At 63.6% G+C, this 23,046-nt stretch carries 21 protein-coding genes; 8 read left to right on the top strand and 13 right to left on the bottom strand.

What is annotated here, in order from left to right; genetic code table 11:
* Positions 1-34: 34 nt before the first annotated feature.
* Positions 35-1,372 carry a nucleobase:cation symporter-2 family protein gene (locus E2H86_RS13570; RefSeq protein WP_133328574.1) on the bottom strand — a complete coding sequence of 446 codons (1,338 nt, stop codon included), beginning with the start codon at positions 1,370-1,372 and terminating at the stop codon, positions 35-37.
* Positions 1,373-1,578: 206 nt separating this feature from the next.
* Here E2H86_RS13570 and E2H86_RS13565 point away from each other — a divergent pair, with 206 nt between their 5' ends.
* Entirely contained in the window at positions 1,579-2,493 is a 915-nt protein-coding gene (locus E2H86_RS13565; protein ID WP_133328572.1) for a LysR family transcriptional regulator, read from the top strand.
* 242 nt (positions 2,494-2,735) lie between these two features.
* Here E2H86_RS13565 and E2H86_RS13560 read toward each other — a convergent pair whose 3' ends face one another.
* The 4 genes from E2H86_RS13560 to E2H86_RS13545 all read right to left on the bottom strand — a co-directional run bounded on the left by E2H86_RS13560 (position 2,736) and on the right by E2H86_RS13545 (position 6,166).
* Positions 2,736-3,041 (bottom strand): hypothetical protein, encoded by a 306-nt coding sequence (locus E2H86_RS13560; protein ID WP_133328570.1) that lies wholly within the window; start codon positions 3,039-3,041, stop codon positions 2,736-2,738.
* 173 nt (positions 3,042-3,214) lie between these two features.
* Positions 3,215-4,129, bottom strand: a complete 915-nt coding sequence (locus E2H86_RS13555) for a copper resistance protein B (RefSeq protein WP_133328568.1) — start codon at positions 4,127-4,129, stop codon at positions 3,215-3,217.
* A complete protein-coding gene (locus E2H86_RS13550) occupies positions 4,119-4,442 on the bottom strand; it encodes a hypothetical protein (protein WP_230385346.1) in 324 nt (107 codons plus the stop codon). Before E2H86_RS13550 ends, E2H86_RS13555 begins: the two co-directional genes overlap by 11 nt.
* Before the next feature lie 14 nt (positions 4,443-4,456).
* Positions 4,457-6,166 carry a copper resistance system multicopper oxidase gene (locus E2H86_RS13545; RefSeq protein ID WP_133328564.1) on the bottom strand — a complete coding sequence of 570 codons (1,710 nt, stop codon included), beginning with the start codon at positions 6,164-6,166 and terminating at the stop codon, positions 4,457-4,459.
* A 387-nt stretch (positions 6,167-6,553) separates the two neighbouring features.
* On the opposite strand from E2H86_RS13545, the gene E2H86_RS13540 reads away from it, so the two are divergent.
* From E2H86_RS13540 to E2H86_RS13520, 5 genes are all read left to right on the top strand, one after another.
* The gene (locus tag E2H86_RS13540; protein ID WP_133328562.1) at positions 6,554-7,036 is read left to right on the top strand and encodes a formate dehydrogenase subunit gamma; all 483 of its coding nucleotides are present in this window, start codon (positions 6,554-6,556) and stop codon (positions 7,034-7,036) included.
* On the top strand, positions 7,030-8,589 hold the full coding sequence (locus E2H86_RS13535) for a formate dehydrogenase beta subunit (protein ID WP_133328560.1): 1,560 nt from the start codon (positions 7,030-7,032) through the stop codon (positions 8,587-8,589). The genes E2H86_RS13540 and E2H86_RS13535 overlap by 7 nt, the downstream gene beginning before the upstream one ends.
* On the top strand, positions 8,586-11,456 hold the full coding sequence (fdhF, locus tag E2H86_RS13530; RefSeq protein WP_133328558.1) for a formate dehydrogenase subunit alpha: 2,871 nt from the start codon (positions 8,586-8,588) through the stop codon (positions 11,454-11,456). The genes E2H86_RS13535 and fdhF overlap by 4 nt, the downstream gene beginning before the upstream one ends.
* A complete protein-coding gene (locus tag E2H86_RS13525; protein WP_133328556.1) occupies positions 11,453-11,656 on the top strand; it encodes a formate dehydrogenase subunit delta in 204 nt (67 codons plus the stop codon). The genes fdhF and E2H86_RS13525 overlap by 4 nt, the downstream gene beginning before the upstream one ends.
* A gap of 130 nt (positions 11,657-11,786) precedes the next feature.
* Positions 11,787-13,601, top strand: coding sequence for an ABC transporter ATP-binding protein/permease (locus tag E2H86_RS13520; RefSeq protein ID WP_133328554.1), 1,815 nt, complete (start codon positions 11,787-11,789; stop codon positions 13,599-13,601).
* Positions 13,602-13,662: 61 nt separating this feature from the next.
* Here the strand turns inward: E2H86_RS13520 and E2H86_RS13515 are convergent, their stop codons facing one another.
* Together E2H86_RS13515 and E2H86_RS13510 are read right to left on the bottom strand one after the other, a co-directional pair.
* Positions 13,663-13,977 carry a helix-turn-helix domain-containing protein gene (locus tag E2H86_RS13515; RefSeq protein ID WP_133328552.1) on the bottom strand — a complete coding sequence of 105 codons (315 nt, stop codon included), beginning with the start codon at positions 13,975-13,977 and terminating at the stop codon, positions 13,663-13,665.
* Positions 13,964-14,206: a hypothetical protein gene (locus E2H86_RS13510; protein ID WP_243744054.1), complete on the bottom strand. Its 243-nt coding sequence runs from the start codon at positions 14,204-14,206 to the stop codon at positions 13,964-13,966. The genes E2H86_RS13515 and E2H86_RS13510 overlap by 14 nt, the downstream gene beginning before the upstream one ends.
* 373 nt (positions 14,207-14,579) lie before the next feature.
* Between E2H86_RS13510 and E2H86_RS13505 the strand changes: the two genes are divergently transcribed.
* The gene (locus E2H86_RS13505; protein WP_133328550.1) at positions 14,580-16,814 is read left to right on the top strand and encodes a TonB-dependent siderophore receptor; all 2,235 of its coding nucleotides are present in this window, start codon (positions 14,580-14,582) and stop codon (positions 16,812-16,814) included.
* Here the strand turns inward: E2H86_RS13505 and E2H86_RS13500 are convergent, their stop codons facing one another.
* Positions 16,815-17,408, bottom strand: coding sequence for a biliverdin-producing heme oxygenase (locus E2H86_RS13500; RefSeq protein WP_133328548.1), 594 nt, complete (start codon positions 17,406-17,408; stop codon positions 16,815-16,817).
* 128 nt (positions 17,409-17,536) lie between these two features.
* Between E2H86_RS13500 and E2H86_RS13495 the strand changes: the two genes are divergently transcribed.
* Positions 17,537-18,076, top strand: coding sequence for a histidine phosphatase family protein (locus tag E2H86_RS13495; RefSeq protein ID WP_133328546.1), 540 nt, complete (start codon positions 17,537-17,539; stop codon positions 18,074-18,076).
* 10 nt (positions 18,077-18,086) lie between these two features.
* On the opposite strand, the gene E2H86_RS13490 is transcribed toward E2H86_RS13495, so the two are convergent.
* From E2H86_RS13490 to E2H86_RS13470, 5 genes are all read right to left on the bottom strand, one after another.
* Positions 18,087-18,872: a sulfite exporter TauE/SafE family protein gene (locus E2H86_RS13490; RefSeq protein ID WP_133328544.1), complete on the bottom strand. Its 786-nt coding sequence runs from the start codon at positions 18,870-18,872 to the stop codon at positions 18,087-18,089.
* A gap of 120 nt (positions 18,873-18,992) precedes the next feature.
* On the bottom strand, positions 18,993-20,024 hold the full coding sequence (locus E2H86_RS13485; RefSeq protein ID WP_133328542.1) for a hypothetical protein: 1,032 nt from the start codon (positions 20,022-20,024) through the stop codon (positions 18,993-18,995).
* A 53-nt stretch (positions 20,025-20,077) separates the two neighbouring features.
* Complete coding sequence (locus tag E2H86_RS13480) at positions 20,078-20,752, bottom strand: GntR family transcriptional regulator (RefSeq protein ID WP_133328540.1); 675 nt, start codon at positions 20,750-20,752, stop codon at positions 20,078-20,080.
* Positions 20,753-20,767: 15 nt separating this feature from the next.
* Entirely contained in the window at positions 20,768-21,475 is a 708-nt protein-coding gene (locus E2H86_RS13475) for a FadR/GntR family transcriptional regulator (RefSeq protein ID WP_133328538.1), read from the bottom strand.
* 43 nt (positions 21,476-21,518) lie between these two features.
* The gene (locus E2H86_RS13470) at positions 21,519-22,829 is read right to left on the bottom strand and encodes a C4-dicarboxylate transporter DctA (RefSeq protein ID WP_133328536.1); all 1,311 of its coding nucleotides are present in this window, start codon (positions 22,827-22,829) and stop codon (positions 21,519-21,521) included.
* Positions 22,830-23,046 lie beyond the last annotated feature (217 nt).

The raw sequence follows: 23,046 nt of genomic DNA, 5'->3' as shown, positions 1-23,046 counted from the left end.
GGAAAGCGCGCCAGCGGCGCGCGTGAAAAAAGGCTCACTTGATCGGGCTGCTATCGACGGCGTCCTGCCGATGGGCGTCGGGCTCGCGGTTGAGCAGCAGGTTGAGCAGGATGGCGCTGACCGCGGCGAGGAAGATGCCGCTTTCCAGCACCAGCTTCAGGGGGCCGCTGACATGCTCGAACAGCGCTGGCATCGACATGGGCAATACGCCGATGCTGACCGATACCGCCACGATCAGGCCGTTGCGGGTGCCCTCGAAGCGCACCCGCGCCAGCTCCTGAATGCCGGCCACGGTGGTCATGCCGAACATCACGATGGCGCAGCCGCCGAGCACCGGCGTCGGCACGCTGGCGATCAGTGCGCCGAGCTTGGGGAACAATCCCATCAGCACCATGATTGCGCCTGCGGCGGCGACCACGAAGCGGCTCTTGACCCGGGAAAGCGCTATCAAACCGGTGTTCTGCGTGAAGGCGTTGTAAGGGAAGCTGTTGAACACGCCCCCCAGCATGGTCGACAGACCATCGGCGCGGAAGGCGTTGCCAAGGGTGCGCTGGTCGGTGGGTTTGCCGGTCAATTTGCCGATGGCCAGGCAGTTGCCGGTGGTCTCGGCCATGATTACCAGCATCGCCAGGAGCATGATCAGTACTGGCGTGAAGGCGAATTCAGGCACCCCGAACGCCATGGGCGCGCTGAGCTCGAACCACGCTGCATCGCCCACCCGGCTGAAGTCGGTCATGCCGCAGGCCGCCGCCACCAGGCTGCCGACGATCAGCCCCAGCAGCACGCTGAGATTGCCGATAAAACCGCGAAAGCGTGCATGGATCACCAGGGTCAAGGCCACCGTGGCCATGCCCAGCATCAGATTGGCCGGTTTGCCGAAATCTGCCGACCCAGGTTGGCCACCGCCGAGCCAGATGGCCGCCGCCGGCATCAGCGAGATGCCAATGACCGTGATCAGGCTGCCGATCACCACGGGCGGGAAGAAGCGCAGCAGGCGGCTGAACAATGGCGCGATGGCAATCGTCAGTGCTCCGGCGGCGATGACCGCTCCGAAGACGTGGGGTAGCCCGAACTCCTTGCCGATCATGATCATCGGCGCCAAGGCAATGAACGAACAGCCCTGGATCAGCGGCAGGCGCGCGCCGAAGCGCCACAAGCCGAGGGTCTGGATCAGAGTGGCGATGCCCGAGGTGAGCAGGTTGGCGTTGATCAGTGTGACCACTTGGGCCTGGGTCAGCCCGAGGGCGCTGCCCAGAATCAGTGGTACGGCGACGGCGCCGGCATACATCACCAGCACGTGCTGCAGGCCGAAGGTGAACAGCTCCCGTGGGGGCAGTACTTCGTCCACTGGATGGATCAGAGGTTGGCTCATGTCGTGACTCTCCTGAAGTGCAGCCTGAAGTGCAGCCTGGTGTGCGGCTCTTTTTCTTGTTGTGGCGCCCGGAGTGACAGGCAGCGCAGGAAAGCGGGGCAGCTGTCGCTGATGTCTGGCGGCAGAATCCTGTGAAATCAGCGATGGAGCAAATGATTAACCATCGCTAATATCGATGGATCGATCGACGTGAACAGGATCAGGTGATGCGCTTTTCTCTGGAGCAGTTGCAGGTCTTCGTCAGTGCCGTGCAGGCTGGCTCGTTCTCTGCTGCAGCGCGCAGGCTGGGCCGTACGCAGTCGACCGTGAGTGCTGCCATCGGCAACCTGGAAACCGACCTGGGGGTGCAGCTGTTCGATCGCTCCAGCCGTATTCCCAGCTTGACCGCCGCTGGGCAGAAACTGCTTTTGCGGGCAGAGGGTATTCTGGAGCGCTGTTACGCTCTGGAGGGCAGCGCCGACAGCCTGGCGGGCGAGGTGGAAGCGGCGCTGACCCTGGCAATCGAAGTGCCGTATGGCCCGCTGATACCGCCTTTAAAGGACTTCGACGCAGCGTTTGCGTTCGTGGATTTGCTGATTCGCCACCCGGTGCACGGCGATGTCAGCGAAATGATCCTGACCGGTGAAGCCGATCTCGGGGTGACCTTCGCGCAGCCCGACTACCCCGCCGAACTTGGCTTTCAGCAGCTAGGCAAGCTGATCATGACCCACGTCTGCCACCCTGATTTCGCCCTGGCGCGACAGTCCCCGGTGAGCTTCGCCGACCTCAACGCCCATCGCCGGTTGGCGTTCTTCGCCCATGCCGAAAAGCTGCCGAGCAGCGAGTACCTGCGCGCCGGTCAAGTGTGGCGGGCAGAGAGCTACCTGGCGCTGGTGGAAATGGTTCGCGGTGGGCTCGGCTGGGCTACGCTGCCGCGCCAGTTGGTGCAGCGCGAGTTGGCGACTGGGCAACTGGTGGAACTGCAACTGGAGGCTTACCCCCACACCGATTGGCTGGTGGGTGTCGACCTGCTGTGGCATCGCAAGCGCCAACCGGGGCCTGCGGCGAGTTACCTGCGCGAGTGCCTGCAGCGCAGCAAGGTGTTCGAGTTGGATCGGCTGGGGAGGTCGACGACTTTGTGAGGGTTGGACAGAGCCCTATGCGAGCTATTGATAAAAGCCCAAACGCCAGACAAAAGAAAGCCCGCCGAGGCGGGCAAGGTCTATCACACGTAGGGATAGGGCTAGGTTCTCCCATCGGGTGTGAAAAATGAGTGAAAGAAAAGTCCCGATCCCGTGATTCTCAGCTTTTTTCACAACCGGCGTCTCATCGCCCACTCAGCACCGAGTCAGCTCGCGCCGCCTCGCTGCCAAGCGCGCGGGGATCAGCGGTCCTTGTCCTGCGGCTGGTTACCGCCCGGCGTGTGCTGGCCACCCATGCGGCCCTCATCCGCAGGCTTTTGCGAGTCGCGCTGATTGCCACCGGCATGCCCACCTTGCCGCTCGGTTTCCGAGGTTTGCTGCCAATCCTTGTTCATCCCGTCTTCGGGCTTCTGCCCAGATTGCCGACCGCCCTGTTGTCCCTGGGACATGTCCTCGCCGGAGCCTTGGCGTCCTTTCTGGCCCGCATCACCCTTGTCAGTCCGGACATGATCGCCCTGGGTTCTGCCATTGTCTTGATCGTTAGCCATGATCGCGTACCTCAAGTGGACACAGGAAGTTCTGTGTTCAATTGAGATTCCTCGCTGTCAGCGCTCGATCCATTGGCGGTGGGCAGTTTCAGACCAAACGCGTGAACCACCCCCGGCCCGGCATTTGGAGCACCAAACGCCATGATCAAGGCGCTGGACCCTCAGTGGCGGGATCAAAACCACATGCGAATGCCTGCAACGAATCGCGCTTCTTCGACATCCCCGTCTTCGTCGCGGACGAAATCCGCCGTCTTGCCGTAAGACCGACCCCAGGTAACGCCGATGTAAGGCGCGAACTGGCGGACGATTTCGTATCGCAAGCGCAGCCCGACCTCGGTATTGGCCAGGCCCGAACCGACCCCGCGTGCCGGATCGTTGCGGCCATACAGGTTGGCTTCGAAGGTCGGTTGCAGGATCAGACGGTTGGTCAGAAGGATGTCGTACTCTCCCTCCAGCCGCGCGGCGGTCTGGCCGTTTTCACCGATGAATGCGCTGGCTTCGACTTCGAACCCATAAAGGGCCATGCCCTGGACACCGAATGTGGCCCAGGTTTGTGGCGAGCCTGGCTTGAAGTCCTGGCGAACCCCGGCCAGCACGTCCCACCACGGGCTCACGGCGTGCCCATACAGCACCTGTAGCTCGGCATCCTCGGTGACGCCTGCGGTGCGTTCACCTTCGCTGCGCAACCAGAGCCGGTCGACATCACCGCCAATCCACCCCTCGGCTTTCCAGGCCAGGGCGCTGCCTCCGTCGGCATCCTGATATTCGAGCTGGTCGAGCAGGAAAAAGCTGTTGAGCGCGCGGTCATGAACCTGGTGGCCGCCCAGCGGTGGAAAGGCGGCTTGGCGGTCGGCGTCGGTCAATACCGGGATCGGCGTGCGGCTGGTGCTCGTGGCAGCATCGGCCGCTGGGGCAGGGGGCATACCGGAATGGTCCATCCCTTCCATGCTGCCGTGATCCATTTGCATCGCCTCGTGCCCCATCGCCGAATGATCCATGGGCTGCGCCGCCACGTGCGGCGTTGCACTCAATGTGCCGAGGTACACCGACAGCGCCAGCAGCGAGGGCCGTGTCAGGCTATTGGCCATTTTTCCCTGCCTGTGCTTTGTCGGTGCCCTGCGACTCCATCATCTTGCGGTGATCCATGCCCTGCATGGCGTCATGGTCCATGCCCTTCATCGCATCATGATCCATGCCTTTCATGGACCCATGGCCCATCCCCTGCATGGCGCCATGCTTGCCCATCGCGGCTTTGCCGTCGGCGTTGGGTTGGGCTGTCGGTGCAGCTTGCTCGGCGGGCTGGGTGGCGTCGGCTGACCACGCCGCCGGGGCTTGCACCAGCAGCAGGCCCAACAGGGCGGCAGACATGCAGAAGGTAGTACGTGCGCTTGGCTTGCTCATCTCGGATCTCCCGTTCATTCGTCCACACGGACTTCTCGAAACATGCCCATTTCCATGTGGAACAGCAGGTGGCAGTGATAGGCCCAACGACCCAGCGCATCCGCTGTCACGCGGTAGCTGCGTTTCGAGCCGGGTGGCATGTCGATCGTGTGCTTACGAACCTTGAAGTTGCCGTGTTCGTCTTCCAGATCACTCCACATGCCATGGAGGTGAATGGGGTGGGTCATCATGGTGTCGTTGACCAGGGTGATGCGCAGGCGCTCGCCGTAGCGCAGGCGCAGCGGTTCGGCATCGGAGAACTTGATGCCGTCGAAGGACCAGGCGAACTTCTCCATGTGGCCGGTAAGGTGCAGTTCGAGAGTGCGGCCCGGAGCTCGGCCATCGGGATCCTCGAAGGCGCTGCGCAGGTCCGCATAGGTCAGAACGCGGCGGCCGTTGTCCCGTAGCCCGATACCCGGGTCGTCGAGCTTGGCCGTTGGGTTCATCGTCTGCATGTCGACCAGCGGGTTGCCGTTCTCCGAATCCGGGTGGGACTGCATGGCGCCCATGTCGCCATGCTCCATGCCGGCCATCTGGCTGTGGTCCATGCCTGCCATGTCGCCGTGATCCATACCCATGTCGCTCATCGACAGCAGCGGGCGTGGGTCGAGCGCTGGCACCGGGGCTTGCAAGCCTGGCTGGGTAGCCAGGGTGCCGCGGGCGTAGCCGGTGCGGTCCATGGATTGCGCGAACAGGGTGTAGGCCTGGGCGTCTTGCGGCTCGACGATGACGTCGTAGGTTTCCGCCACGGCGATGCGCAGCTCATCGACCGACACCGGCTCCACGTGCTGGCCATCTGCAGCGACCACAGTCATTTTCAACCCCGGAATACGGACGTCGAAGTAGGTCATGGCCGAGGCGTTGATCAGTCGCAGGCGGACTTTCTCGCCTGGGGTGAAGAGGCCGGTCCAGTTGCCATCAGGGGCCTGGCCATTCATCAGGTAAGTGTAGGTAGCGCCGCTCACGTCGGCGAGGTCGGTGGGGCTCATGTTCATTTCGGCCCACATCTTGCGATCGGCGAGGGTCGCGGCCCAGCCCTTGTCGCTGACGTCTTCGACGAAATCGAACAGTGTGCGCTTGTGCTGGTTGTAGTAGTCGGACTGCTTCTTGAGTTTGGCCATGACCCGTGCCGGGTCTTCGTCGGTCCAGTCGCTCAGCAGCACCACATAGTCGCGCTCGTAGCTGAAGGGCTCGGTCACCTTGGCATCGATCACCAGCGCGCCATACACGCCGAGCTGCTCCTGCAGTCCCGAATGGCTGTGGTACCAGTAGGTGCCGCTCTGGCGGACCTGGAAGCGGTATTCGTACAGGCCATCCGGGGCGATGCCGTGGAAGCTCAGGCCAGGCACGCCGTCCATGTTGGCCGGCAGCAGGATGCCGTGCCAGTGAATGGAGGTGTCCTGGCGCAAGCGGTTGTGCACGCGTAGGGTCACGGTGTCACCTTCACGCCAGCGTAGCGTCGGCCCGGGTAATCCGCCGTTGACGGCCATGGCGGTGCCCGCGGCACCGGTGATGTTGACCGGTAACTGATCGATGAACAGATCGAAGTCACTGCCGCTCAGCACGGTCGGCTGGCCAGGGCTGGTCAGGGCCCAGACCGGCGTGCGCCATAGTCCCAGGCCCGTCAACAGGCCGGTAGCGGCCAGGCCTTTGACGAAACGGCGTCGTGTGGTGGTGCTGTACATGCCCTGGTGTCCATTCGCTGGTAGGTGCAGATCGGACCCAGGCTAAGCGGGGTAGGCTGTCAGCCAGCTGAGTGCTGCATTACTTTTCTGTCAGCTGGGAGCAGATCGTCAGGGCAGCAGCCGATTTGGACCACTGCAGGCACGTTGATCTTCGCCGGTGCTCTGGTCGGTTTCAGGATGCGCTTGGTCGCTCGCACACAACCTTTCGGCCATACAAGTGCCATGCTTACTCGATGCCTCTGGACCCAGTGCGCGCAGACGCACGGCCAGGTGCAAGGAGGCCGCTACCACGTATCCGTGACGTGACCAGCGTGCCGCAGCAGAACACGCCGGATACCTGCCCTCCACAACAATTCAGGCAGGGTCCGTGATGCCGAGGTCCGCTGTATGCCTGATGAATTGCTGTACCTGCCAGAAATCCAGCTCATCCTCGACCGAGAGAAGAGCAAGCCCGGCGCCTTGTTGCCGATCCTTCACGCCATCCAGGATGCCATCGGTTTCATTCCCGATGCCGCTGTGGGCGATATCGCCCATGCCCTGAACCTCAGCCTCGCCGAAGTCCGCGGGGTGATCAGCTTCTATCACGACTTCCGCACCCAACCACCTGCTCGCCACACCCTGCGTCTGTGCCGCGCCGAATCCTGCCAGAGCCGTGGCAGCGAGGCGCTGGCCGCGCAGCTGCGTGAACAACTGGTGCTGGACGATCACGGCACCAGCGCCGATGGGGCCATCAGCCTGCGGCCGGTTTACTGCCTGGGCGCCTGTGCCTGCTCGCCGGCGCTGGAACTGGACGGCCAGGTCCATGCGCGCCTGACCCCCGAGCGCCTGCGTGAGTTGGTTAACGCTTGTCTGGAGGACGAAGCATGCTGAAGGTGTTCATTGCCTGCGATTCAGTCGCCCGTGCGGTGGGTGCCGACCAGGTCGCCAGCGCCTTGCAGCGCGAAGCCGAGCGGCGTCAGTTGCCTCTCGATATCCAGCGCACCAGTTCGCGCGGCCTGTACTGGCTGGAGCCGCTGGTGGAATGTGACAGCGCGGAAGGTCGGATGGGCTTTGGCCCGGTCACTGCGCAAGACGTGCCGGGGCTGCTCGATGCGTTGAGCGGCCAGCCAGGCGGCCACTCTTTGGCGCTGGGGCCGGTAGAACAGATTCCCTACCTCAAGAGCCAGCAGCGCCTGCTGTTCGCCCGCGCCGGCATCACCCGGCCGCTGTCGCTGGAGGACTACCGCGCCCATGGCGGCTTCGCCGGTCTGGCAAATGCTGTTGCCCAGAGCGGCACCGAGGTGGTCGCCGCCGTGCTCGATTCAGGCTTGCGTGGGCGTGGCGGCGCGGCGTTTCCAGCCGGCATCAAGTGGCGCACCGTGCGTGACGCCGTGGCCGGGCAGAAATACGTGGTGTGCAACGCCGACGAAGGCGATTCCGGCACCTTTGCCGACCGCATGTTGATGGAAGGCGACCCCTTCCTGCTCATCGAGGGGATGATCATCGCCGGCCTCGCGGTCGGTGCCGACAAAGGCTACATCTACGTGCGCTCGGAATACCCCGATGCGATCCACGCGCTCGAACAGGCCCTGGTGATCGCGCGCGACGCCGGCTACCTGGGCCGCGATGTCGCCGGCAGCGGCCAGGCCTTCGACCTGGAAGTGCGGGTAGGGGCCGGCGCCTACATCTGCGGCGAGGAAACCGCGCTGCTCGAATCGCTCGAAGGCAAGCGTGGCATCGTTCGCGCCAAGCCCCCGCTGCCGGCGCTCGAAGGCCTGTTCGGGCAGCCGACGCTGGTGCACAACGTGCTCACCCTGGCCTCGGTGCCGATCATCCTGGCCAAGGGCGCGGCGTACTACCGTGACTTCGGCATGGGCCGTTCGCTGGGTACCATGCCGTTCCAGCTGGCCGGCAACATCCGCCATGGCGGTCTGGTGGAGCGCGCCTTTGGCCTGACCCTGCGCGAGCTGGTCGAAGACTATGGCGGCGGCACTGCCAGCGGCCGGCCGCTGAAAGCCGCACAAGTGGGTGGCCCGCTGGGCGCCTGGGTGCCACCGAGCCATTTCGATACACCACTGGACTACGAGGCCTTCGCGGCCATCGGTGCGATGCTCGGGCACGGCGGCGTGGTGGTGGCCGACGACACTTTGAACATGGCCAGCATGGCCCGCTTTGCCCTGCAGTTCTGCGCCGAGGAGTCCTGTGGCAAGTGCACGCCGTGCCGCATCGGCTCGACCCGGGGCATGGAGGTGGTGGATCGCTTGATCGCCAGCGACGATCTGGCTGAGCGCCATGACCAGGCCCTGCTGCTGCGCGACCTGTGCGACACCATGCAGTACGGCTCGCTGTGCGCCATGGGCGGTATGACCGCCTATCCGGTGGCCAGCGCACTGAAGTATTTCCCTGCCGATTTTGGCCTGACCACCAAGGAGGCCGCGCAGTGATCAATTATTTCGACCCCCTGACCGACCTGGGCACGCCGGCCCGTGACAGCGACGTGCAGGTCAACCTGAACATCGATGGCCGCAGCATCAGCGTGCCGGCCGGCACCTCGGTGATGCGCGCCGCGGCGCTGCTCGGCACCAGCATCCCCAAACTGTGCGCCACCGACAGCCTGGAAGCCTTTGGTTCGTGCCGCATGTGCATGGTCGAGATCGACGGCATGCGCGGCTACCCGGCTTCATGTACCACGCCGGTCAGCGAAGGCATGGTGGTGCGCACGCAAACGCCGCGCCTGGCCGACCTGCGACGTAATGTCATGGAGTTGTACATCTCCGACCACCCGCTGGACTGCCTGACCTGCTCGGCCAACGGCAACTGCGAGCTGCAGACCGTCGCTGGCCAGGTCGGCCTGCGCGAGGTGCGGTATGGCTATGACGGCGCCAATCACCTGGCCGAACAGAAGGACGTGTCCAACCCGTACTTCGACTATGAGCCGAGCAAATGCATCGTCTGCAGCCGCTGCGTGCGCGCCTGCGAAGACATCCAGGGCACCTTCGCCCTGACCATTACCGGGCGCGGCTTCGAGTCGCGGGTGGCGGCGGCCGGAGGTGATGATTTCCTTTCCTCCGAGTGCGTATCCTGCGGTGCCTGTGTGCAGGCCTGCCCGACTGCGACCCTCAGCGAGAAGAGCCTGATCCAGATCGGCCAGCCCGAGCGGGCTGTGATCACCACCTGCGCCTATTGCGGTGTCGGCTGCTCGTTCCGCGCCGAGATGAAGGGCGACCAGTTGGTGCGTATGGTCCCGGACAAGAACGGCGGCGCCAACCATGGTCACGCCTGCGTCAAAGGTCGTTTCGCCTGGGGCTATGCGACGCACCCCGACCGCATCACCAAACCGATGATCCGTAAGCGCTTGGAAGACCCTTGGCAGGAGGTCAGCTGGGACGAGGCCGTGACCTACGCCGCCAGCGAGTTCCGCCGTATCCAGCTCAAGTACGGGCGTGATTCGATCGGCGGCATCACCTCCAGCCGCTGCACCAACGAAGAGGCCTACCTGGTCCAGAAGCTGGTGCGCACGGCGTTCGGCAACAACAACGTCGACACCTGCGCGCGGGTCTGCCATTCGCCTACCGGCTATGGCCTGAAGCAGACCCTCGGCGAGTCTGCCGGTACCCAGAGTTTCGACTCGGTGATGCAGGCTGACGTGATCCTGGTGATCGGCGCCAACCCGACCGACGCCCACCCGGTGTTCGCCTCGCAACTCAAGCGCCGTCTGCGTGAGGGCGCGCGGCTGGTGGTCATCGATCCACGGCGTATCGACCTGGTCGATTCGCCACACGCCCGCGCCGAACTGCACCTGCAACTGCGCCCTGGCACCAACGTCGCCATGCTCAACGCCCTGGCCCACGTGATCGTCAGTGAAGGCCTGCTGGCTCAGCACTTCATCGATGCGCGCTGCGAAGGTGAGGACTTTGCCCGCTGGCGTGATTTCGTCGCACTGCCGGAAAACGCCCCCGAGGTACTGGGACCGGTGTGCGGCGTTCCTGCCGAGCAGATCCGCGCTGCGGCGCGGCTGTACGCCACTGGTGGCAACGCGGCCATCTACTATGGGCTGGGCGTGACCGAACACAGCCAGGGCAGTACCGCGGTGATGGGTATCGCCAACCTGGCCATGGCCACCGGCAACGTCGGCCGTGAAGGGGTAGGGGTGAATCCACTGCGCGGACAGAACAACGTGCAGGGCTCGTGCGACATGGGCTCGTTCCCCCACGAGTTGCCGGGCTACCGACACATCTCCAACGAGGGCGTGCGTGCCGAGTTCGAGCAGGCCTGGGGCGTTACCCTGCAGCCCGATCCGGGTCTGCGGATCCCCAACATGTTCGAGGCCGCGCTCGACGGCAGTTTCAAGGCGCTGTACTGCCAGGGCGAGGACATCGCCCAGAGCGACCCCAACACCCAGCACGTCACCGCCGCACTGTTGGCGATGGAGTGCGTGGTGGTGCAGGACATCTTCCTCAACGAGACGGCCAAGTTCGCCCACGTATTCCTGCCGGGCAGCTCGTTCCTCGAGAAGGATGGTACCTTCACCAACGCCGAACGACGCATCTCGCGGGTGCGCAAGGTCATGCAACCGCTGGCCGGCAAGGCCGACTGGGAGGCGACCGTGGCCCTGGCCAATGCCCTGGGCTACCCGATGAACTACCGCCATCCGTCCGAGATCATGGACGAGATCGCGCGCCTGACCCCGACCTTCAAACGTGTCAGCTACGCCGAACTCGATCGTCACGGCAGCCTGCAATGGCCCTGCAACGACGCCGCACCGGACGGTACGCCGACCATGCACATCGAGCAGTTCGTGCGTGGCAAGGGGCGTTTCATGCTGACCGGCTACGTGCCCACCGACGAAAAGGTCAACAGCCGCTATCCGCTGCTGCTCACCACCGGGCGCATCCTCAGTCAGTACAACGTCGGCGCGCAGACCCGACGCACCGGCAATGTCGCCTGGCATGACGCTGACCGCCTGGAGATCCACCCCAGCGACGCCGAGAGCCGTGGCATCGTTGACGGCGACTGGGTCGGCATCGGCAGCCGTGCCGGGCAGACCGTGCTACGTGCCAAGGTCAGTGCGCGGGTGGCACCGGGGGTGGTCTACACCACGTTCCACTTCCCTGAGTCTGGGGCCAACGTGATCACCACCGACAACTCCGACTGGGCGACCAACTGCCCGGAATACAAGGTCACCGCGGTGGAGGTGGTGAAAGTGTTCCAGCCGTCGCAATGGCAGCAGCGCTATCAGGACTTCAGTGATGAACAGCGGCGCTTGCTCAAGGAACGTCGTACCGAAGAAAAAGCCGAGGTACGCCGATGAGCAGCGAGAACCTGGTCAAGATGGCCAACCAGATCGCTCACTATTTCGATAGCGAGCCGGACCATGCGCTGGCGGTGCAGGGAATACGCCAGCACCTGCAGAGCTTCTGGACGCCGGCGATGCGCCGGCAACTGGGCGAGTGGGTCGAGGCCAATACGGGGCAGGGGGTGGACCCCAAGGTATTGGAGGCGTTGAGCTGAACTTTGCCAGACCGGTCCCTTTCGCGGGTTTATCCGCGAAAGGGACGACCCGGAAAAATGAAATGTCCGTCATGTTTGCCACTTCACCCCGGTGCTACGCTCGCGAAATCACTCGCTGCGGATGACACCCATGGACATGAACTGGCACCAGGCCCTGCAAGAGAGCCTGAGCTGGCTGGCAGTCGCCACACTCATCACCTTCGTCGCTTTCCTCGCCGCCGCCACCCTGGCCGTGCGCTTCACCCGTTGGGGCGGGCAGTTCTGGCAACTGGCCGGGCCGTATTTCAGTTTCCGCCGCAGTTGGCGGCCCTTGCTGGCGTTCGCCCTGCTGCTGGTACTGACGCTGTTCGCCGTGCGCCTGAACGTGCTGTTCTCATTCTGGTACAACGGCTTCTACAGCGCCTTGCAGGCCTTGGACCAGAAAGCCTTCTGGTACCTGCTTGGGGTGTTCGGGGTGCTGGCGACCATCCACGTCGGACGCTCGTTGTTCACCGCCTACATGACCCAGGCGTTCAATATCCGTTGGCGGACCTGGCTGACCGAGCGCTTGACCGCCGACTGGATGCGCGGCGACGCCTATTACCGCGGACAGTTCGTCGCCGAGCCGGTGGACAACCCCGACCAACGTATCGAACTCGACGTCAATGCCTTCGTCACCGGCTCGGTGAGCCTGGCCCTCGGTGCGGTCAGTGCGCTGGTGTCGCTGGTGGCCTTCACCGGCATTCTCTGGGGGCTGTCGGCACCGCTGATGGTTGCCGGAACGGAGATTCCACGGGCGATGGTGTTCGCGGTCTACCTCTACGTACTGGTGGCTACCTGGATCGCCTTCCGGCTCGGGCGGCCGTTGATCCGCCTGAACTTCCTCAATGAGAAGCTCACCGCCAACTTCCGTTATGCGCTGATGCGCCTGCGCGAGAACGCCGAGAACATTGCCTTCTACCAAGGTGCGGCAGTCGAGCGAGGAACCTTGCTCGGCCGTTTTGCCGCGCTGATCGCCAATGCCTGGGCCTTGGTGTACCGGGGCCTGAAGTTCGAAGGCTTCAACCTGGGTATCAGCCAGATGGCAGTGGTGTTTCCGTTCATTCTCCAGGCGCCGCGCTTTTTCAGCGGGGCGATCAAGCTAGGCGATGTGATGCAGACCTCCCAGGCCTTTGGCCAGGTGCAGGATTCGTTATCGTTCTTCCGAGAGTCCTACGACACCTTTGCCCAATACCGCGCAACGCTTGATCGTTTGACCGGCTTCCTCGATGCCAACCACCAGGCGGGTGCATTGCCACACGTCAGCACCGAAGACCAGCCGCAGGCCTTGCACATCCGTCAGCTACAGGTTTCGCGCCCGGATGGCCAGCGCCTGATCGCCGGCCTGGAGCTGGACCTGCAGGCCGGCCAGGCGCTGTTGATCAAAGGCCCGTCGGGCAGCGGCAAGACCACGTTGCTGCGAGCGCTGGCGGGGCTCTGGCCCTACGCCGAAGGGGAGGTGAAGCGCCCGACCGGCCATCGGTCGCTGTTTCTTTCCCAACGTCCCTACCTGCCGCTGGGCGACTTGCGCACCGCGATCGCCTACCCGGCCGAGCCCACGACCCAGGACGATGGGCGTATGCGCCAAGCCTTGCGTCAGGTCAATTTGGCCCACTTGGCCGATCGCCTGACGCAGAACTGCGACTGGTCCCATGTGCTGTCGATCGGCGAGCAGCAGCGTCTGGCATTTGCCCGGGTACTGTTCAACCGACCGCAAATGGTGTTTCTAGACGAATCCACCTCGGCCATGGATGAAGGGCTCGAGCACACCCTGTACTCGCTGCTGCGCAGTGAAATGCCGGACACGTTGCTGGTGAGCATCGGTCATCGAAGCACACTCGCCGGCTTTCATACCCATCGCCTGGAGGTGGATGGCCAAGGCGGTTGGGCTTTCCGGTCGCAGCAGTCGGACGAGGTGCTGGCCTAGCGCAAGGACTGTCGGCGATGAACGCGGCGAAGATGTCGTGATTGAACCCCTGGTGCAGCCCTCAGCGGTCCTGAAGTACCTCGCGAAAGACATCTGGGCGTGAGACGGCAATATGCAGCAGCGATCGCGCGGCGCCGGACGGCATGCGACGGCCCTGCTCCCATTCCTGCAGGGTACGGACCGAAACGCCTAGCAATTCGGCGAATTTGACTTGGGATAGGCCGGTTCTACTACGGGCTTCGGCGGCCTTGGTGACTTCTACCTGGTGCACCGCTCCATAGTGACCGGCTTTGATGTCGCGGATCGATTCGAGCAGTTCTTCGCCAATATTACGCGTGGCATCGCGCGTCATCAGTTGCTTTTCAGTCAGGGGCATAGTTGAGCTCCTTGGCAATTTTGCGCAGCACATGCGCGGGTATGTTCTCTGTGGCGGTCTTGCAATAGATGAGCAATGCAACCAGGGCACCGTTTGCCAACTGGGCAGTGTAGATCACTCGAACCGCTCCCCGTTTGCCTTGGCCGTCGAGGCTCCAGCGCAGCTTGCGGCACCCGCCAGAGCCCGGAATGACCACGCCGGTCTCAGGATCATTCGCAAGATAGGCCATGAAGGCTCCATGTTCCTCTGTGGTCCAGTAATCTGGCCATTGCCTGGAGAAAATTGGCGCTTCGATAATCGTCAGCATACTGCATGCCTACGTCTTTGACGTAGGTATTTTGCTCGACCGCTTCCGGATGAAGAAGCGTAAATGTGTGGCTCGGGGTTACCAAAGAGGGGAAGGCTTCACCTGCCATGTAAGAAACGGTCAATTTCCAGGTCGGATATGTAAACTTCGTAAATAAGATTTAAACCCATTTGAGAATGACTATATTCACCATCCCTAGTGACTCCCCAAGCTGTGCTTGAGAGGTCGGAGGGCGAGGGCTTTCCGGCTGCGCAGACGGATCTTGCCTTTGCTCACCTTTCTAGGAGATGTACCGATGCAACCCAGAACCTCACCCAATCGCCTGGCCCTGGCCCTGTTCGCGCTGACCTCGCCTGCCGTGCTGGCAGCCGAGCGCCAGCCAGCTGTTTCTGGCGAGGTACTGGAACTGCCAGTGGCCGATAATGCGCTGGTGATCCAGGACACCCTGGTCACCGCCGAGCGCGAAGCACGTCAGGCCCTGGGTTCGTCGATCATCACCGCCGAGGACATCAAGCGTCATCCGCCTGCCAACGATCTGTCCGACCTCATCCGCCGCGAACCGGGGGTCAACCTCACCGGCAACAGCGCCAGCGGTGCGCGTGGCAACAACCGCCAGATCGACCTGCGCGGCATGGGGCCGGAGAACACCCTGATCCTCATCGACGGCAAACCCTCCAGCGCCCGCAATGCGGTGCGCTACGGCTGGAACGGCGACCGCGACACCCGTGGCGAGACCAACTGGGTGCCAGCCGAGGCGGTCGAGCGCATCGAGATCCTGCGGGGGCCGGCAGCGGCGCGCTATGGCTCCGGCGCCATGGGCGGGGTGGTCAACATCATCACCAAACGCCCAACCGATGAGCTCAAAGGCAACGTCACCTTCTACACCCAGATGCCGCAAGACAGTGCCGAGGGTGCCAGCCGCCGGGCCAACTTCAACCTCGGCGGTGGGCTCACCGACAACCTCGGTTTCCGTCTGTACGGTGGCCTGGCCAAGACCGATGCCGATGACCTGGACATCAACGCCAGTCACGCCAACAGTGCCCTGTCTGCCGGGCGCGAGGGCGTGCGCAACAAGGATATCAACGGCCTGCTGAGCTGGAGGCTCAACGACGAGCATCGCCTCGAAGCCAGCGCCGGCTATAGCCGCCAAGGCAATATCTACGCCGGCGACACCATGAACAGCAACGGTGGCAGCAACATCGACCTGATCTCCAGCCTGTACGGCAAGGAGACCAACGTGATGCAGCGCAGTACCTACGACCTGACCCATCTGGGCGACTTCACCTGGGGTTCCAGCAAGTCCACCCTGGCCTACGAGTACGTGCGCAACTGGCGCCTCAACGAAGGCTTGGCCGGTGGTCCGGAGGGTGCGATCAACGACAGCGGTGCGGCCATGTCGCGTCTGCGCAACACCCGTCTCTCCAGCGAGGTCAACCTGCCGTTCGCCATGGGCAGCAGCGAGCACGTGCTGACCCTGGGCGGCGAGTACCTTTATGAGTCGCTCAACGACCAGGGCTCGTTCCGTCCGCAGAGCTTCGATCCCAGCGGGGGTGGCGATGACGTCATCAGCGGCTTCGACCGTAGCGATTCGAAGATGACCGCCAGAAGCTACGCGTTGTTCGCCGAGGACAACATCATCGTCGGTGACACCACCATCACCCCCGGCCTGCGTTTCGACCATCACGAGACCTTCGGCGATAACTTCAGCCCGAGCTTGAATCTCTCCCACAAGATCACCGAGGCCCTGACTTTCAAGGGCGGCATCGCCCGGGCCTACAAGGTGCCGAACCTGTACCAGTCCAACCCCAATTACCTGTTGTACAGCCGGGGTAACGGCTGCAGCGTGCAGCAGACCAACTCCGGCGGTTGCTACCTGCAAGGCAACGCCGACCTCAAGCCGGAGATCAGCGTGAACAAGGAAATCGGCCTGCTGTACGACCGCGGCACCTGGCGTACCAGCGCCACCTACTTCCGCAACGATTATCAGAACAAGATCATCGGCGGCACCGACGTGCTTTATGCGATCAACAGCGGCCGCCGCGTGACCCAGTGGGAAAACGCCGGTAAGGCACGGGTCGAGGGCATCGAGGGCAACTTCTTCATGGAGCTGACCCCGACCCTGGACTGGAATACCAACCTGACCTGGATGCTCGACAACGACAACCGCGAGACCGGCGAGCCGCTGTCGGTGATCCCTGAGTACACGGTCAATACCACCCTGGACTGGCGCGCCACCGACAAGCTGTCGTTCCAGGTCGCTGGCACCTATTACGGTAAGCAGAAGTCGCCGACCTACAACTATCGCACCCAGGAAGACTATGACGAGGCCGCGCAGCAGGACGTCGAGGCCTATGGCCTGGTGGATCTGAGCGCAGGGTACAAGTTCAACGCCAACTATGACGTGCGGGTCGGGGTGAACAACGTGTTCGACAAGCAGATCCTGCGCGGCGGCAACGCCAGCAGTTCGGGTGCCAACACCTATAACCAGCCTGGGCGGGCGGTGTTCGCCGCGTTGAATATTTCCTTCTGATCATCGGAGCAGGACCCCACAGCGCTCCAGCCACCGCTCGAAGCAGCAGAACGTGTCGATGGCCGCCTGCACCGTGGCGGCCTGTTCTGCCGGTGCGCTCGGGGCTTGCCCGAGCTGCTCGAGAAAGGCTCGCCAGTAGCTGCCGGTCATCGTCCCGTACACATCGAGAAAGCCTGTGCCGTCGTCGGGACCGAGCCCCAGGCGTTCGGTCATGGCCCGCTTCAAGACCTGGCCGCCCAGGGTCGAGCCTTCCATCACGTACATCACGCCCAGCGCGCGGGCCGCGTCATCGATGCTCGGAAGGGTTTGGCACAACGGCAAGCCATCGATGTCTGCCTCGCTGAGGCCCAAGGCCAAGAGATCGCGAACCAGCGCCGGCGACTTGAGCCGTTCGCCAGCCAGGTAGTGGCCAAGGCGTAACTCCAGTGGCGCATGGAAGCCGTAGTAGGCCGCCAACAGACGACGGTAAGCGTGCGTGTCGAAGCCTTCGCGGAAAAACGGCAGGCGCCGCTCCAGGGCCTTATGGCAGTCATGGGTGCCCGTACGCAGGGCAAGCAGCAAGGGGGAGGGGGCGGGAGTAGTGCGGGTCGACATCGATCGGGCTCTGCTGGCAATCTGCCTAGTTTGGAGTGGCATCCTACCGCAGTGTTCCGCGCTGGCCGCGACAAAATTGCCAGCCCGTGGTAAACGAGTCGGCTGCCCCTGTGCGAAAAGCCCCAGCGATGAAACCACTGCACCTTACCCTGATCTGCCACGCCCTGACCGATGCCCAGCGTACCGGCTACCTTTCGAGCCGGCACGATACGATCCTGCCGCTGGCAGCACTGCCGTGGTCTCACGATGCCTCGGTCAAGGTGCTCAGTGCGCCAGAGCGACGGGCCCAGGAGACTGCTGCGTTGCTGGGCTCGCCCGTTCGGCTGGAGTCGGCGCTGGCCGATTGCGACTTGGGAAGCTGGCAGGGGCTGGCACTCAAGCAATTGCAGGCCGAGCAGCCCGAGGCGCTGGCGCAGTGGCTGGGCGACCCTTGCAGCAACCCCCACGGCGGTGAGTCGTTCGCCGAACTGCGTCAGCGGGTGACGACCTGGCTAGGTGCATTCGAAGAGCGGGGAGACTGGCTGGCGGTGACCCATCCGTGGGTCATCCGCGCTGTGTTGATCGAGGTGCTGGGCGCGCCGCTGGCCACGCAGGCGCGTATCGACGTGCTGCCACTGTCTCGGGTGTGCCTGAGCCATACCGGGCAGTGGCGTCTGCGCCTGGCATGAGAGACGGCGTTCAGAACGCCAGTTTATAGCCGATCAGCAGCAGCATTCCGGCCAGGCAAGGCCGTAGTACACGGTCGGAAATGCGTCCGGTCAGGTGGCTGCCCAGGTAGATGCCGGGCAGAGAGCCGAGCAGCAGGTAACCCAGCAGGGACCAATCCAGATTGCCCATGCCGGCATGGCCCAGGCCTGCGACCAGGGTCAATGGTACGGCGTGGGCGATCTCGGTGCCGACCAGGCGTCGGGTTTGCAGGAACGGGTATAGCAGGAACAGGGCTACGGTCCCCAGGGCACCGGCACCGATGGAGGTCAACGTGACCATGATGCCAAGCACCACGCCGGTGAGTACCGTTAGCGCATTGAGGGTGCGGTCGCTGAGGTGATAATGGTCGCCGGCATGGCGGTTGGCGAAGGCCTGCAGGCGTGATTTGAACAGGATCGCCAGGGCAGTGAGGATCAACACCGCTGCCAGGCCTTGCTTGATGATCGCGTTGAGCGCCGAGGTATCGGTGTGCAAGGTGCTGAGAAACCACAGGGTGAGCGCTGCGGCAGGCACGCTGCCCAGGCTAAGGTAGCCGGTGATCTTCCAGTCGATGTTCTTGTTGCGTCCATGCACCCAGACCCCACTGGCCTTGGTGATGGCGGCGTAGAGCAGGTCGGTGCCCACGGCAGTCGCGGGGTTGATACCAAACCAGAGCAGGATCGGTGTCATCAGCGAGCCGCCGCCCACACCGGTCATGCCGACGATGAAACCCACCACCAGACCGGCAATGGTGAAACCGAAAGAACCTACATCCATACGCTACTCGACTGCCCAGCTTTGCCCGTTATCGGATGCAAGCAGCATATAGGTTTTTTTATAGCCAAATAGACTTGTTCGTTATTAGGTTATAACCGAGGCAAGTCGCTCAAACGGCGCCTAGGGTGGCAGGCGAATCAGCAACGGTTGTTCCTGCGCAGGCCGGGGACGGCTGGCCAGCAGGCTGTCCTCTACCTGCCCTGACAGGTAGTACACCCCGGCCATGGCACCGCTCTGGCGGTTTTCCATGAGTTCGCGCCACTCCTGGTTCAGTGCGACGTTGAGGATCACCCGTAACTGCTCGACCATCTGCGGATGTTCGCGGTCGTGGCTGAGCATGCCGTAGCCGGCGGTGGCGATCGAAATCATCGCTCCGGCCACTTTGCCCACCGCACTTGCCACGGCGCTGGCGATACCGCGCGGAGCCAGGGTGGAGCCGAGCTTCTCGCTGGCGCGGGTGGCCACCGAGGACAGGCCGACGTCAGTTTGCCCTGGGCCCTTGGCCGCCTGTTGATGCAAGTGCTCACGCAACGCCGACCAGGCTGGGAGCTGAACCAGTGGGTTGGCCCGCAGTAACTGGTAGAGGCTGGCGTCACGCGCAGCCGGTGGGCCCAGGGCAATGGCCGGTATCCGTGCGAGGCGTTGGCTGACCTGGTCGGCTGGCGCGTTGTAGCGCTGGATGATGGCCGGCAGTTGTTGGCCGAACAACTGCACGTACAACTCGCTGGCGCGCTCGCGGATGCCCTCTGGGTTGATCTGCTCGGCCACTGGTTCGATCACCCGTTCGTGGTATTGCTCCTGCAGGTAGAGCGCCAGGCGTTTCTCCGCCGGTTCACGGCCTTTGCCGCTGTCGAGCTTGTACCAGGCCACTTTCAATGTCAGCCATTGCTGGGTCCAGTAGCCGGTGAACCAGGGGATGAAGTCGCTTTCGGTGCGTTGCTGGACCTGTTCTTTCCAGACCCGCATCGAGCGCCGCGCATAGTCGTTGGCCGAGCCTGCAGCGCCAACCGAGGCTTCGATCAGTTCCTGGTCGATGCGCTGCCACATGGCCGGGGTCAGCACTGCGGGTGGTGGCGGAGGGGGTGGGCGCTTGCTGGCGCAGCCGCCCACGGCCAGCAGGAGGCAGAACAGGATCGGCAATCGCGTACTCACTCGACGGCCTCCTGAAAGTAGAGGCGGGTGGTCATCGGAGTATAGGGTGGAGGCTAGCCAAGCACGAGCTTGGCCTCCAGACGGTCGAGGTGTTGGTTCATCAGGTCGAGGGCTGCGTGTTCGTCGCCGGCTTCCACGGCATCGATGATCGCCGCATGCTCTTGCCACGCGCAGTGGTCGCAACAGGGCGATTCGTAGCGGGCGATGATCAGTGAGGTCATGGGCACCAGACCATTGAGAAACCGTGCCAGCGGCGCATTGGCCGCGACCTGGGCGAGCTTGAGGTGAAATTCGCCGCCCAGGCGTATGGCCGCGCAGCGCTCACCGCGTTGATGGTGCTGGCGTTCGCGTTCCACCAGTTGACGCAGCTGGCGGATCTGCGCGGGCCGTGCGCGTTGCGCAGCCAGGCCGATCAAGGTGGTCTCGGTCAGGCGCCTGGCACTGAGCACCTGGCGAGCCTGCTGGACGTCGGGCACGGCCAGGTGCGCCGTGTGGCTGGGACGTTGCACCACCACCTGCTGGTCCGACAGGCGCCCGAGCACGCGGCGGATGACCGTGCGGCTGACACCGAAGGCGTTGCCCAGGGCCTGTTCGGGCAACAGGCTACCGGGCGGCAGGCGTTGTTCGAGGATGGCATCGAACAGGCGCGGGTAGATCTGCTCGGCCGACAGGCGGGTTTCGCCTGCGGCCAGCAGGGCGGGCAGGTGAGGGGCGGCGTGGGCGGTCATGGTCGCGGTCCTGTCCTAGAGGCCTGGCTGTTCGTCGGGAACGTTCAATTCGATGCCCATGCGCAAGCCTTCGGCAAGAATATGCTTGCGCATCTGGGCACTGGCCTGGGCGCTGTTGCGCTCACGGATGGCGCGCACTACCGCTTCGTTCTCGCGCAGGCGTGCGGTCAGATGCTCCGGTGAGTTGCGCAGCATCTCGGCGCTCTGCTTGAGCGCGTTGCCGGTCTGCTGCACCACGCTTTGGAAGATCGGGTTGCTGGTCAAAGCGAACAACCCCTCGTGGAAGGCGATGTAGGCCGTGACGCCGGCCTCGCTGTCCTCGGCTTCTAGGGCTTCGCGCATGTCCATCAGGATCAGGCGCAACTGACCGATGTCCTGGCTGTTGGCCGACTGCGCCACCAGGCCGACGATGAAGGGTTCGAGGGTGTAGCGCAGCTCCAGTACGTCGGCCAGGCTGGCGGCGGCGCTGGCCTCGTGGCTGGGCGCGTCGGACCCGGCCGGCTCGGCATCGAGCACCAGCACCCCCTTGCCCGGTAGCGAACGCACCAGGCCGAGGGTTTCCAGCACGATCACCGCTTCGCGCAGGCTGGGGCGGCTGATGCCCAATTGTTCGGCCAGCTCGCGCTGGCCGGGCAGCATGTCACCGCTGCGCCATTGCCCACGGGCGAGGGCCTTGCGCAGTTTTTCCACCACTGAATTGACGACGGTCGATGAGCTGATCACGGTGTGCTCCTGGGTGGCCGGCGCTGGCGCCGGCCGGCTTCGGTCAGAATTCCTGTTGTTGGGCATTGCCCTGCTTACGTGGCGTGTGGGCGAAGCCCGGCTTGCCATCGAGCACGTTGTGCGCACGCTCCAGATCGATGTCCTTCTCCCAGCGGGCGATGGCCACGGTGGCGACGCAGTTGCCGATCAGATTGGTCAGCGCCCGGCCGATGCCCATGAACCAGTCCACCGCCAGTACCAGGACCAGGCCCACCACCGGTATGGCGGGGACGGCGGTCAGGGTCGCGGCGAGAATCACCAGGGCCGAGCCTGGGATGCCGTGGGCCCCTTTGGAAGTCACCAGCGACACCAGAAGGATGGTCAGCAGGTCGGTCATCTCAAGCGGCGTACCGGTGGCGTTGGCGATGAACACGATGGCCAGGGTCAGGTAAATCGAGAACCCGTCGAGGTTGAACGAGTAGCCGGTGGGGATCACCAGGCCGACCGTGGAGCTGCCGATGCCCAGGTGCTCGAGTTTACGCATGATCTGCGGCAGCACGGCATCGGACGAGGCGGTACCGAGGACGATGGTCAGCTCCTCGCGCAGGTACTTGATGAAGGGCAGCAGCTTGAGGCCGGACAGGCGCATCACCGTGCCGAGGATGATCAGCACGAAGCCGGCGCAGGTCAGGTAGAACAGCGCCACCAGGCCGCCAAGGTGCTGCAGCGATTCCAGGCCGTACTTGCTGGTGGTGAAAGCGATGGCGCCGAACACACCGATCGGCGCCAGGCGCACGATCATGCCCATGATGCGGAACACCACGTGGCTGAGTTCGTTGATCAACCGCGAGATGCCGGCGGCCGAGTCGCCGACCAGGTTCAGGGCGCTGCCGAACAGCACCGAGAACAGCAGCACCTGGAGGATGTTGTTGTCGGCAAAGGCACCGACTACCGAATTCGGAATCAGGTCCATGAAGAAGGCGGAGGCGCCATGGATGTGCTGGCCACGTTCGGCCAGGCTGCTGGCGTCGGCGCTGGACAGTTGGTCCAGATGGATGTTGGCGCCGCTGCCGATGCCACTGGTGAAGGCGAATACCAGGCCGATCACCAGAGCCAGGGTGGTGAGCACTTCGAAGTAGATCACCGATTTCAGGCCGATACGCCCGACCTTCTTCAAGTCGCCGGCACCGGAGATACCGCTGACCACCACACAGAACACGATCAGCCCGATGAGCATCTTGATCAGTTTGATGAAGCCATCGCCCAGGGGTTTGAGCTGCAGGGAGAGGTCGGGGAAGCTGAGGCCGCAGGCAATGCCGAGGGCAAGGCCCAGCACGACTTGCAGGAAGATCGAACGCGAGCACCATTTGAGCATGGGAGTGGTCTCTGGTCGGTGTCCTTGCTTCGGTGCCGCACGGGCGAAAGAGCGCAGGACTTAATTATTGTGGTCTTACCGGTTTGTTCAGCGCACAGTCATAAAACCGCGAAAAAAACCGACTTGCAAGGGTTTTTGGCCTTACCGGTCTGACCAGTTGTGGTGCACTGACGGTGCAACGGCTCTAAGCCGGTGCACGCGGCGCGAGCTGCAATGA

Source organism: Pseudomonas putida, from assembly GCF_004357765.1.
Taxonomy (GTDB): Bacteria; Pseudomonadota; Gammaproteobacteria; order Pseudomonadales; family Pseudomonadaceae; genus Aquipseudomonas; species Aquipseudomonas putida_U.
This window is presented reverse-complemented; position numbering and strand designations above follow the sequence as displayed.